We start from the raw sequence: 13,291 nt of genomic DNA, 5'->3' as shown, positions 1-13,291 counted from the left end.
TTTTTTTTGGCCGCGATCGGCTAATCGGCTGCTACGCGGTGCTACCGTATCGGGCAGGGTCGCCTTCACTCGCTCTGTAACGGCGGCTCCCAGCGATTGGACAGATGGCCCGATTTGGGACTGACAGGCCCATGGGAGTTTCTGCTCGGTCCGGCGCATTGCAGGAGGGATGCTACGCGGGAAGCGTACCTGCAATCTGCAGTGCAGAGGACTGGATGAATGTGCGAGGAGCTGTGCGACCGCTGCATCGCGACGGCTGTCCGAAGTTGGGACAGTCGCACAGGAGCCTCGGCGGCGGGGCATTGGCGCCTTGTTCGCCGCGACAATAGTGCGGTGGGCGGAGGGTCGGACGCAGAGACTGTTCTGAGTTGGGACACCCCCGGTAAGCGCTGAGGCATTTGAGCGAGCGTCGCTACGCGACGAGCGAAGCCGGTCAGTCAAACCGGCCGCGGCCGAAAGGCCTCATGCCGTCAGGCGCGATGTGGGACAACGCTGTGGTTCGCCGAAGTGGCGAAACTCTGGGCGATCCGGCCAACTCGGCCCCATGGCCAACGCGGCGGCGAGCGGCCAGCCGCGGGCGTCCGGGAAATGGCCCCGCCCCTCCGGGTAGCAAGGCTGGCCCGAAAGCCGGCGGTCGCACCCGCGGCTGTAGCCTTCCCGGTGTCCCAAGTCGGGACAGTTTCTTGCGCATTCCAACGCAGCCGAGGTTGTCCCAACTAGGGACACCACGTCTTAGGGGCTCTGCCAGCGATGCCAACCCAAAGCGCGATCCCTACCGTTTTGCAGTGATGCGCTCGCATTGAACGTTCACGGTCATACCGCCGGCACTTGTCCCAAGTGGGGATGGTAGCGGCCAGGAAACTCGCGCTCACGCGCGCGTCGGTAATGATGGCGAGGAGTAGTGGACTTGGCCTCGAGAGGTAAGCCGGCAGGCGGCAACGTGGGACACGGTGAAACGTTGGCGAAACTGTCCCGACTGGGGACGCGGAGATGCCGCAGCTGGAGGCCACCACTGTTTCGGACGAGTCTGGCTGCGGTCCCAAGGAGCACAATGGCCGCTGCAACCTGCAGGTCAGAATCGCACGTCGCAGCGACGCTGCCGGCGACCCTATGTCGTGCCGCCGCTGAGACTGTCCCAACTCGGGATACTTTTTGAGGGGAGATCATCGAAGCGATTTGTTCCATCACTGTATCCGTGCACGGGCTTTCCCGAGTCAACAAAGTCGTCGCTATGGCGGCTGCCAGAAGGAGCCACGGTCAGGCGCGGCGCCTCGCGCCGAAGCTGGGCTGGGCGCCGTGCGATCCATCCAGACTCTGTCCCGTCGGCAATGACCTGGCCGGCGGCAAGGTGACACGCGGGGGAACGCGCAAGAATCTGTCCCGACTTGGGACACCGGGATGGCTACTGCCGCAGCCGCGACCAGCGCTCTTTCGGGCGAGCGTCGCGGCCGTCCCCCGGGACGACATGGCCCTGCCCACCTACAGGTCGGCTTCGCACATTACACCGACGCTGGCGGCAGACCTATGTCGCGCGGCAACCAAGACTGTCCCGACTTGGGGCATTTGTTCAGCGGCGTCAAAAAAACGGGGCGTTCCGCCGCCGTACCCTTGGAGAGGCTGTCCCAAGTTGGGACAATGGCGATATGGTGCCGGCGCAGGCCGCTCGGTAAGCGGCGCCTATCAAGGACGCAACCTTCTCAAGTCGCTATGATGTGCTTGCGTTGCTCGGACTCGGAGAGCGGCGACTCTCCCCGGCGGCTGTCCCAACTCGGGACAGCCGCGCCCCGGATCGGCTTACCCGCGCGACGTGCCTACCAGCCAATTGGAATCTGAGGTCGCAATGACGTTGCTCGCGCCAATCGTTAGCCTTGACGTGGTGATGCTTCCGTGGGCATGGGATCAAATGGCCGGCTCGCCGATGTGGAATGCTGACCTTGGCGCCGCTATCCCAGAAGTCGCCACGGCCCGCCGTGACCACCCAGACGAATGAGGGGATACGCAGCAGCCAACAGCGGTCGCCGTGCAAGACGGCTGGTGCACACAAGCTGCGGCGTCCGCGCCAAGTCGGGGGGCATCCGTTCCCGGGGCAGCGCACTAACTGGGGAAGAGCTTCGACACCGCAGCGAGGCCGCGCGCGCGTTCCGCTCGGACATACAAAGAGGTCGTTTGCAGTGAGGCGTGCCCTAATAGCCGTTGGAGGACGTCCGCAGGCATCTCGTTGGCCACCGCATGAGTAGCAAACGTATGCCGCAGCGCGTGAGGCGCAGCCCGGCGCAACAGGTCCCGCTCTGGCTCGGTCATGGGGAGCGAGGCGTCGTCGGCGATGCGCTGCAGCGTCGCCGTCAATAGCTGGTACAGGCCATCCGGTGAGAAGCCCTTGCCAGTGAGGACCGATTCGCCGTCCGTCAAGCTGAGATGCTTCGCCTGGGCAGTACGTGTCGACGGCACCACCACCGGGGAGAGCAACGCCAACGCCTGATCGGCGTTCTCGAAATCGTGGCCGCGGTCGGCCCAGTGCGCGCGCAACGCGTCGATGGCGCGCGCCGGCAGGAACACGGTGCGCCATTTGCTGCGTTTGCCGAGCAGCGCCAGTTCCCACAGGCCAGCGGGGATGCCGGCTTGCTCCGGCACCGGCTGGAGGTGGCAGCGCTGCGCGCCGGCCGCCTCTTCGCGGCGTGCGCCACTGCAACCGAGCAGTAGCACGGCCGCGCGCGCCAGGCGGTACTGGGCACCGGGCGCGTCGGCATCCTTTGCGGTCAGCGGCGCGGTCACCGGTACTGCGGGCCATTTCGCACAGAGCTGGTCGAGGATGCCACCAGGCTGCACCAGTGCCGTCCATAGCTGCCCCGGCAAGGCCTTCTCGACCGCGATCGGCACCTCCCGGCGCGCCGTCAACGGATCCGGGACCAGCAGCCAAGGGTTGCCGCCCAGGTAGCGCACCCCCACGAGCCAGGCAAAGAAGCCACGCAGCACCAGTACCGCGTAGCGCTGGGATTCCGGCTTGAGGGCGCCGGCGAAGGGGCGCCAGCGGGCCGAGCTGCGGGGCGCCTTGGGGCCGACCCAGGACGGATCCGGCTGCGCCAGGAAATCCTTGTAGCGCTCGCAATCGTCGACGCCCACGCTCGACAGCGCGATGCGGCGCACGCCCACGCACCAGAGCAGGAAGCGCTCCAGCTCCTTCTGGTAGGCGCGCGCGGTCTTGTTGCGGTCGCGGAAGCGATACAGGTAGGCCTGGATGGCCTCGAGGTCGTTTCGCGCGGCAATCAGGCAGGAACCTGGCGCCCGGTTGCGGCCCTCGCTGCCGTCGAACATCGCCACGACCCGTCCCATCTGCTCCAGCGGCACCAGCTTGCGCGCGAGATCCGGGCCCAGCTCGACCAACGCTGCCTGCGGCGTGTCGTCGACGACCGCGAGCGGCCCCAGCGTCGCCGCCTGGGACTGCAGCCAGCGCTCGATCGCGCGCGCCTTGCCGGCCCCGAGCCGCGGCACCGGCAGGTACCAGCGCCGGCCCCGCAGCGCGATGTAGGCGTGCAGTTGCCCGAGCGTCTGGATGTGCTCGTGCCGCAGCGCCCGGAACACGATCGGACGCAGCCAGGCCGACACCGGGTCGTCGGGCTGCGGCGCGGAAAAGTCCTGATCGGCGGCACGCACCAGATAGTCGATGGCCGATTTCGGCCAGCTGTTGAAGCGGCGCGCGTCCGCCAGGCTCGCCGACAGGTACGGGTTGCTCAGGCAGACGCGCTCGACCAGGTGATCGCGCATGGCATCGAGCCGGGCTTCGAGTTGCGCCGCGGTGTCGATGCCGGCGGCGTGCAGCGCCTCTTCGTCATAGACGCGCGCCAGGATCTGTTCGGTCGGGATGCGGTTGAGCCGGAAGCGCAGCGCCGTGAAGTCGGCGCGGGTATAACGCGGGGTGTCGGCAGCGACGAGGTTATGTTGGGCCATGGCAGGGAAGAGAACGGCAGCAAGCCTATCTTACCTGATAATAATGGCGGGATGACGCTTTCCGCGCGGCGCGCGCGAGGATGAATGACAGTCGGGAAGGGGTATTCAGGTGGCGTCGCAGGCGGGGCAGCGACGCCATTTTCGGCTACACTGTGAGAATCGCCGCACACGTGGCGGATCTCAAGCGGTGTCAGCGCCGCGTGTCTGCGGGCCTTGTGGCTCTGCGGGCCTTGTGGCGCCGGTTCCGGCACCTCCGCCATCCCCGGTTTTCCCAAGTGCCGCCTCAGAAACCCGGTAAATCCCGTAAAAATTCAAGCCTGATAATGTGGGTTATCAGGTAAGGCCATCCACCGGTTCTTACGTCACTTTCACAGCGCACGCCGCTCACACACCTGAAGTTGTCTCCGCTTGCACCTGAAGTTGTAGCTGCGGACGGCCATGATGCATTCGCGCGGACCGGGCGATAGCGGAGAAGGGCGAACCATAATCCCATGATAGCTGCTCGGGGCGATTCGCTCGCGGCCAGCCATAGATACGACCGTCCGGATGCGGCGCCAGGCAACGTTCGGTCAGCAGGCGGTACACCTGGCCACGGCTGATGCCCGCCTTCTCGCGAATATGCTTGCCATCGGCACCATTCAAATAGAGCCGAACCGCGCTGACGCGGGCAAGAAAGGTCACGCGCTGAGGCTCTGGCAGGGCTTGCTCATCGACCGTGGGCCACGTGGCCAGATTGATCTCCACTTCCGACTCTGCCGCAGTACTTCGGGCCCGTAGATGTATTCTGGCGCGCACCCTACGGCCCTCCCATCCCGCTCCAACAAGACACAACATTAGGTGAAACGGCGGCAGCGATTACAACTTTCGGTGCGGAAGGGCACAGACGCGCTCAGGTAGAGTGTCGCGCAACGCACTGATTCGGGGGATTTCCTGCCAAGTGGGATAGGGGAGGGTTACAACATATAGGTGTGCAAGCCGCGCCTGCCGCATTGCTTTGTCAGCATGCGGGGCCGCCGTCCATTCGCCGGCATCGCCGCCGCGAAGTCGAGCCAGCCGCTGGGCATGAGGCGCGCCAGCCAGCCGCTGTCACGCCACGATGTGTTGGGCGCCGCATGGCAGGCAAGCCAGTGTCGCGTCGCGGGATCGGCATGGTCCGCGCCGCACAGCCGACAATCGGCTTGCACGGGTTCAGTAAGCTGTCCCACGGTCCCGGCCGGCGGCGAGCGATCGGGCCAACGCCGTTGTTCAATGCCCGGTTCGGCCGCACGTCCCCACAGCAGCTCGATGAATGCCTACCGCGCGCGGCGACTGCTGCCGATCCACGCGCTGATCGCCAACGGATCGCACGCGTCGATGAACCGGAACCGGGCCACCCACCTCGCGCCGTCGGGAGCCAGATGGCGGCGCACGTGGCGGGCGAGCGCCCCACCGTCGTGGTCGGCAGCGACGGCCAATACGACGGCTTCCCTCGCTCGGGTTGCCAAGTGGCGGTGGCGCGTGATCGCGAGCTGGCGTTAGCCATCGATTGGCCGGTCAGCCGCTCCGCATGCCGTTGCCTGAAACGGCGCGCCGCAGTGCAGCGGTCCAGCATCTGGCAAGTCACGGCGACGTCGAGGCGCTGATTCGGTATGCGGAAACGGCGCCCGGCGGTCTCGTTCCCATATCTGTGTTGTCGCCGCTCGCGGCGACGGCGTTCGTGCAGACGACTGCAAACCGGGGGGAGAGCGAAGCACGCGGACCGTAATCCTAGATAGCGGCTCGGGACGTTTCGCCAACTGCCTGAATTCGTCCGTCGTGCAAACGCGCGACAAAGGCGCCGACAGCTTCTCGGTAAACCCAGAACCTGGTGCCGCGCTCTAGCCCGCCGAGCAGTCACCGCCTGTGGAGGGCGCCGGGCGGGGCGAGGGCGGCAGCGCCCGTCCAGCCTTGAGCGTGCCATTGCGAGACAATGCCACGCGGCGTTGACGGTGCCGCATGGCGCGATGTAGAGCGTCAACTACTTTGGCCGGTCAAACGACAATTATCTTGGCCTGTCGGCTGGGGTAATTGTCGCTCGTCAGGTCGTCATTGTTGTCGCTCCTTCCGGTTCGGTTTCGGGTAATTGACGCCGCCGCGCACGCTTGTTGTCGCTGGCGTTGCGGCGCCGGTAGCTTTCGACGTTCAGCTCGAAGATCGTCGAGTGATGGACCAGGCGGTCGATGGCGGCCACCGTCATCGACGGATCGGGGAACACATCGTTCCAGCCCGAGAACGGCTGATTGGCCGTGATCAGAAGACTTCGCCGCTCGTATCTCTCTGCGATCAGCTCGAACAGCACGCTCGTCTCCGCCTGGTCCTTGCGCACGTACGACAGGTCATCGAGGATGATCAGGTCGAAGCGGTCCAGCTTGCCGAGCATCGACGGCAACTGCAGGCTTTGGCGGGCCACCTGCAGCTTCTGCACGATCTCGCTGGTGCGCGTGAACAGCACGCGGTAGCCGGCATCAATCAGGGCGTGACCGATGCCGGAGCCGAGATGCGTCTTGCCGCCGCCCGGCGGCCCGAACAGCAGGATCGTGGCGCCTTTCTCTAGCCATGAGTCGCCGGTCGCGAGCGCCATCACGTGGGCCTTCGAGACCATCGGCACCATGCCGAAGTCGAAGCTGTCGAGCGTCTTGGTCGGATCAAGGTGCGATTCGATGCGATGTCGTTCGATGCGCCGTTTGACCCGCTCGGCGAGTTCGTGCTCGAGCAGTGCGCCAAGCAACCGCGCGGCCTGCCAGCCCTCTTTGTCAGAGCGCTGTGCAAACTCGGGCCATAGTCGGCCGATCGTCGGCAACCGCAGTTCGTTGAGCATCAGGCCCAGGCGCGCGGCATCGTAGGTTGCAGGCATGTTCATGCTGTCACCTCCGCGTCGAGCAACGTGTCATAGAGCGACGCCGCTGGCGTCTCGACGACTACCTCCGGACACTGCGCTTGCCGCGGTGCGAACTCGCTGCGCAGTTGTTCGAGGTCCGGTAATTCGCCCGCAGTCAGCAAGGCCTCGAGCCGGGCGGCAAGGACGACCTCGACGCCGTGGTTCGCGGCGAGATCGAGCAAACCGACCATGGTCTTGCAGGCATCGCGCTGCGTCATCCGGGCTTCGAGCTGTTCCCAGGCCCGGCGGTACGCTTCGCGTGGGAACAGGTCGTCGCGGAACGCCAACCCCTTGAACGCCTGGGGCTTGCGCTTGAGCTCGTCCACGAAGTGCCGGTAGTCAAGCGCGCGACGACGGCTGTTAGCGGCATGAGACCCACGCGCGGTGCTGTGCACCAAGGCCCCCGACAGATAGCAGTCGATCCGATCGGGGTAGATCCGCACCTTCAGCCTGTGGCCGATCAGGCGCGACGGCGCGCTGTAGAGGATGCCGCGCACCGTGAAGGTGCCGCAGCGCGTCACGCGTGCCTCCTCCTCGACGAAGTCGGTAGTGCGCCGCAGCGGCAGATCCTGCAAATGTTCACGCTCGACGTTGAACGCGGCGGCGTTGCGGCGGTTGCGCCGCATCACGACCTCGCGCACGAAGTCCTCGTAAGCGGTGCGATCTGCGAAGTCGCGATGGCCGCGCAGCATGAGAGCCTGGTCGACGGCTTCCTTCAGATGGCGATGAGACGACTCAACGCTGCCGTTCTCGTGAGCCACGCCGACGTTGTTGCGTGTGCCCGTCATGCCGTAATGCTCGAGCAGCGCGGCGTAGCGGGCCGTGAAGTCCTCTTGTTGCTGCAGGTTCTTGAACGCAGCCGACAGGCTGTCAGTGCGATGTTCGCGCGGGCAGCCGCCGGCCTGCCAGAGCGCATTCTGCAAGCCGTTAGACAAGGCTTCGAAGCTCTCGCCGCCTTCGACGACGCCAGCGTATTCCCAGTGCGAGAACGCAAGCACGAAGTGATACAGCCTGTGCCCGAACGGCGCGCCGGCGACGGTCACGTGCAGATCGCGCATGTCGGTGAAGTCCGACAGGCCCTGCACGCCGGGCAGGTGTTCCTGCGGGAAGAAGATCTCCTTGCTGGGGCCCTCGATCGCGCGCCACTGGCTAACGCGCCGTTCCAGCATGCGTCGCATGCTGTCGGGGAACCGATCGGGATGAGCCTCCTGCAGCTTGGCCAGCAACGTGACTGCCTTGAGCCGGGGCGAGAGGCGCAGCAGCGGCACGATCTCGCTGTCCCCATCAGCAAACGGATCGGAACGAGTGCGCCACGTGCGTGGCGTCTTCTGCGACGGCAGATGGTCGCGGTGCTCGATTCGCCGCGCTGTGCGGACGCTCATGCCGGCCATTGCCGCTGCAACTTCCTGGGTGTGATGTTTGCGCTTGTTCATGAAGAGGCGGACCTGCTGGTCCGTAATGTGGATCCCGGACATGGCTGTTCGCTTCTTCTTGAAGGCAATCAGCCATCCTAAAACCCCCTCCGCCCGGCGCCGCCGGTGGGGCAGTGTCTCCGGCGGCTACGCCGCCTCCGCCACTGCCCCACCGGCAAAGATAATCGTCATCAAACCGGCCAAGATAATTGTCGCCGTCTAGCGCGATAACCGCAGGCCGGGCATTGGCTCCAATAACCGGCTCAACGACGCAGGCAGCGTGACGGCGCCTGGTACCCCAACGGCCACAGAGCGGGCCGGTCGCGAACTCGCTAGCGTCGGCGCATGCAAGCCGCCGTCCGCAAGCGTATCGCGGACGCGGCGCTCCGCCAGCGCTCAAAGCCAGGCGTGGGGTCCAATAGCGTCGGCCTGCGACCGCCTCCGAATACGAGAGGTACGTGAGGGCATCGAGCCACACCACTAACGGATTCATCGCACTATGTCCGCCGGCACCATGCGAGGGCGGTGGCACAACTCGGGGGCAAAAAGCGCAGCCGATCGCAAGCCGCAGCTGCCAGCCGGCCGTCAGGACCCGACAACGTCATCGGAAATGCCCGGCCGCAGCGACACTCCGCACGCTGGGCTCCGCGTGGATCGGACAGTGCTGCAGCCAGCGCAGCGCAAATAAGTCTGCAGCCAGCCAGAGGGGACAGACTCTGGCTACGGCGCCGAAGAGGGCGGGCCGCAGGCCAGCCCTCGCTTCTTCGAGCGTTGACCATTGGAATGCCCACTAACGCCGCGAGTCGCTCCCGATCAAGGCGGGCCGGTGCCGGCCGTGGTGATCCCAGTCCGCCGCATGAGCGTAAGCTGGCATGCCCAAAGCCCATTGAGTGCGCTGACCCCGTGCAGGGTGTGGCTCATCTAGGACACATAGGGCAGGATGCTGTCGCGACGCCAGGTTAAACACGGGGTTCCATCACATCTGCATCGCGCTGCGTTCATTGTGCTGTCGTGCCGCAGTGGCCGACACTATCGCCATCAAGATGCGATGACCGGCATGCCTTGACCAACTGCCGCCACGCATTCAGTGATGTCGCTTCCTCAACGCCCGCGCCGCGGCCAAGCGTAGCAGTACGTGGCGGCAGACATGGCGCACCGTCTTTATCGGAAAATTGACTGGCCAGGCAATAACCCACCGGCAGGCAATCGGTCATGGCATGCATCAGCGCGGTCGCCCTGTCGCAAACCGGAATCCCTGTGCACAACGCACCGGCGGATGGCTTGCCGTGAACGACAGGCCAAAGCCCGTCGGCCACTCGCTGCCGAGCCACAACCATTCTCGCTGCGACATCCTGTGGACTCCGTCGATGACGCGGATCACAAAGCGCCCGCCATCGTGGCTGGCCGACTCGATCCAGCCTTCCAGCAACGTGTGGTGCCGCGTTTTCCAGACTCAGTGGATGAACCACGGATACAATGTGTTGAATCTTCACGGCGCATGCAAGCGGCCGCCTTCAAGCGCGTCTCGGACGGGCCGCTCCGCCAGCGCCCCCAAGCTGAAATTATGCGCTCGCCGTTGCGGCGGTACAGCACGGCCGAAGGTAATAGAATCACTGACGGGCCAAGCCCGCAAAGAGCGATAAGGAAGGATCGCCGCCTCGCGAACGAGGTCCTGGGATCCGGAAACGACGAGCCGACCGTATTCGCAGCACATCGTGAACCTACTTACAGGTCAATGCGAACGCCATTCACCCCGGGTTCTTCCAAGCATAGGCCCATGAAAAAACCGCCTATTGCGGTAAGCAGCCCTGCACTGGGCAGATTCGCCGTGTCCCCGAGACTTCCGGCTGGACCATGGGCACTTAGTTGTGTCCCCATGTGGTTACTAACTTGGAGTCTTAAGCTTAAGTAGTATCAGACCACCGCGCGAAATCCGGGGGTGATGGACGACGTTGAAAGTCAACGGCACGATTCCCATGATCGAAAGGAGCGGTGTCGGAGTTTTCAACCTAGCGACAGACTGATGCGCTAGGAAAGCAACAGAATGATTGAACACGAACGCACAAGGAGCAATTTCCGGCAAGGCGACTTGAAGTACGTTTATCACGTCGGTGCCACTTCATCGTCTGAGCGAACTTTGGCCAACGCGAGGAGATCTGACGTGACGCGCAACCGGCACACCGCGCTTTCCTTCTGGCCGGGCTCGATCCAGCGCAGGCCGAGGCCGTGGTGGATCGCATCGGGCAGGCCCACCCACGGCTCCACGCAATAGAAGTCGGCGGTCTCAGTCTCGGACCATGTGGTCACGGCATGCCATGGCGCGCTGCCGGGCTGGTTCAGTTCGAAGCGGATTTTGCGCCCAGGTATGGCCAGCGTGGCAGACGGGTTAGCGCGGAAGGCGTGGAGGGCGTCCTGCAACCGTGGGTCGTCGAGCCGGTATGTTGGCTCGCCCGGCTCCGCGCACATCGGGCTGCCATCCGACCGCTGGCGCAAGCGCTCGGTGCGCGGCAGTGCGAGCGATGCTGCGGCGCGCTGTGAGTGGGGCAAGGCGAAATAGAAGTGGTGACCGGGATAGCAGGGCAGGCACTGCGTGCCGGTATTGATGGTGCGCAGCGTGACTTCCAGGCCATCGGGCAGCAACGCGTAGATGGCTTCAAAAACGAAGGCGAATGGATAACCTGCGCGCGTTGCCCCACTGTCGCGCAGCGTCATTCTGATGGACGCGCGACCGTTGATGGCGCTAACCTCAAACGGAAGGTCGCGCGCAAAACCGTGCAGCGCGAGCGAATGCACTTTCCCTTGCGAATCACGCCACTGCCCCGGGTTGCCCTTGACAAAATGCCGGCCGGCAAACGGAAACAGCAGTGGATTGCCGCCGCGGACCTTGGCGGGGCAGCTCCAGTCAGCGGCGTCGGGCCAGTAAAGGATATCTTGCCCTCGGTGTACCCAGCGGACCAGGCGCCCACCATGTTGAGGTGCCAGCAGCAGATAGGAGTCGGCGTGGCCAATCCACACCAGCGGGTGACCCTGGAAGTCTTCGGTTGGCAGATGCATGGTTGTGGTGATGGGTGCGAAGGCCCCATGATAAGGCAGATGTCGCCGGCACACTGCCCCCATGCTGATTGAGCCCGCACATGCCTTGAGGAAGCGCGCAACGTGGCTGGCGATGCCCTGCGGCGCATAGCCCACAGCGATCAGGCACCACTCCTTCAGGTCCGACAGCGTGCTCAGCAAGCGGGGCGCTGGAGCGATCTCGTTGAACATAGCACAGCGTCATCCAGCAAAACACTCAGGGCACGTATGATTGCCGGGCTCAAGTAGTCCAGATCGAAAATCATGCTTCGCGCACTTCTGACACAGTCTTCCATCATGCGGTGCAATTCATCCCTTAGCCACGGATAGCGCGAGCTGGTGCTTCCGGAGGTGGGCGGGCTGCTAATGGGCACCACAGCGCGCTGCGGCGGCAGTCCGCCAGAGGGCAAGGGCCACGCGGGCCGCGCCGGAACTGCATCACCAGCGGTGCGGCGCTTATATGCCATCACCGCATCCGACGAATCGTGCCGTCTCGGCGGTACGAAAAAGTCCGCTGCTTCTCGAGCATTCTGCAGCGGGTATCTGAGAATTTTTCAGCGCTCACCTATCAGTGCTCTGTCCCTGCTTGAGCGCGCCTATAGCACTGCCGGCGATCTTCGGCACGCCGCTCACAAAGCTGGGTCACCCATGTAAAACCGTGGAGCGTGATTAAAAGAACTTTGAGCACGACAGCGCGTCTCCAGTGAGAGCCGGAGTGACGCATTCAAGGGGCGAGAACTCATTGTCGGCATGGCTATTGCTTAACTCGCGCGGTCTGCCGCTCGCTAAAAGTAGGAAGAGCCTGGCAACGCATTGGTTATCGATCGTCATACCGGCGGTGCACGACCGCCAAAGTGCTCCATGCGCGCGCCGTTTATTCACATTCAGTTTCCCCGCTTGCGACACATAACCAAATTTTTAAGTCACTTACTGTGCATTCAAAGACGACGTCCCTGCGGAAGGAGCCGCGCCGGTCATGTAGACGGGAAGCTCCTTTCGCCCCGGGAGTACAGCGAAGCTGCCGTTAGACTTGCGCGCACCTACTGGTGATCAAACCTTCCATCGGCGCTTTCTACAAGACGGCGCCCTAACGCAAGGCACGAATACGCGCCGCTAGAGTTCACATCCGGCGTGGCAAGGGGATGGCCTCTGTCGATCTATCGATGTATCCCATATCCGAACACCAGGGATATGGCGTACCATGTTCCTTCCTCCCCCAGCAACGGATGTCGGTGTTGATAATAGGGTTTTGAAAGACCAAGTATCGACACGATCGCAGTGCTGTTGCGGGCGCGTCAATTTATAGCCACCAATCCCTGTCAAGCATGATTCGAGTTCTTATTGCTGAAGACCACGCGATCGTCCGCAGTGGTCTAAAGCAAATTGTGGCGACCACGACAGATATCGTCGTCTCAGGCGAGGCCGCGGATGGCGCCGCTGCGTTGGAGCAATTGCGCACCGGAGAGTTCAACCTTCTCCTCTTGGACATGACTATGCCCGGTATCAGTGGCATCGACTTGATTCGGAGGGTTCGTCTCGAATGGCCGAGTCTCGTCATCCTGGTTCTCAGCATGCATAACGAAGCACAGGTCGCTTCAAGGGCCTTACGTGCCGGGGCATCTGGATATGTGACAAAGGATAGTGACCCGGAGATCCTCCTTGGGGCAATACGAAAGCTTGCCGCAGGGGGCAAGTTCATCGATCCGGCGTTGGTCGATGCCATGGTGTTTCACCAGAGGGGCACTGACGCGCCAGCACATGAAGTGCTGTCTGATCGGGAATTCCAAGTGCTGCAGCGGCTTGCTACAGGGCAAACCGTCAACGAGATCGCCGAGTCACTATCGCTAAGCGCTAAGACGATCAGCACCCACAAGATGCGGCTGATGCAAAAGCTGGGGCTTCAGAACAACGCCGAGCTTATTCGCTATGCAATTCGACATGGATTCACGCAGGAATGAGGTCTCTA

General features: G+C 63.7%; 6 protein-coding genes. 1 reads left to right on the top strand and 5 read right to left on the bottom strand.

Going from position 1 to position 13,291, the window contains the following annotated elements; genetic code table 11:
- Positions 1–2,094 precede the first annotated feature (2,094 nt).
- The 5 genes from MKD50_RS29430 to MKD50_RS29410 form a co-directional block, all read right to left on the bottom strand.
- Entirely contained in the window at positions 2,095–3,945 is a 1,851-nt protein-coding gene (locus MKD50_RS29430; RefSeq protein ID WP_012354632.1) for a site-specific integrase, read from the bottom strand.
- A gap of 384 nt (positions 3,946–4,329) precedes the next feature.
- Positions 4,330–4,689 carry a hypothetical protein gene (locus tag MKD50_RS29425; RefSeq protein ID WP_012354631.1) on the bottom strand — a complete coding sequence of 120 codons (360 nt, stop codon included), beginning with the start codon at positions 4,687–4,689 and terminating at the stop codon, positions 4,330–4,332.
- A 1,312-nt stretch (positions 4,690–6,001) separates the two neighbouring features.
- Positions 6,002–6,823, bottom strand: coding sequence for an IS21-like element helper ATPase IstB (gene istB / locus MKD50_RS29420; RefSeq protein ID WP_012354629.1), 822 nt, complete (start codon positions 6,821–6,823; stop codon positions 6,002–6,004).
- Complete coding sequence (istA, locus tag MKD50_RS29415; protein ID WP_012354628.1) at positions 6,820–8,316, bottom strand: IS21 family transposase; 1,497 nt, start codon at positions 8,314–8,316, stop codon at positions 6,820–6,822. The genes istB and istA overlap by 4 nt, the downstream gene beginning before the upstream one ends.
- Positions 8,317–10,356: 2,040 nt before the next feature.
- Complete coding sequence (locus MKD50_RS29410) at positions 10,357–11,307, bottom strand: aldose epimerase family protein (protein ID WP_012354627.1); 951 nt, start codon at positions 11,305–11,307, stop codon at positions 10,357–10,359.
- 1,343 nt (positions 11,308–12,650) lie between these two features.
- Between MKD50_RS29410 and MKD50_RS29405 the strand changes: the two genes are divergently transcribed.
- Positions 12,651–13,283: a response regulator gene (locus tag MKD50_RS29405; RefSeq protein WP_012354626.1), complete on the top strand. Its 633-nt coding sequence runs from the start codon at positions 12,651–12,653 to the stop codon at positions 13,281–13,283.
- The last annotated feature ends 8 nt before the right edge of the window (positions 13,284–13,291 follow it).

This window comes from Cupriavidus mimosae (genome assembly GCF_023952485.1).
In the GTDB taxonomy this organism is placed as follows: Bacteria; Pseudomonadota; Gammaproteobacteria; order Burkholderiales; family Burkholderiaceae; genus Cupriavidus; species Cupriavidus taiwanensis_C.
Note: the sequence above shows the minus strand (reverse complement) of the source record. Positions and strands in the feature narration are given on the sequence as shown.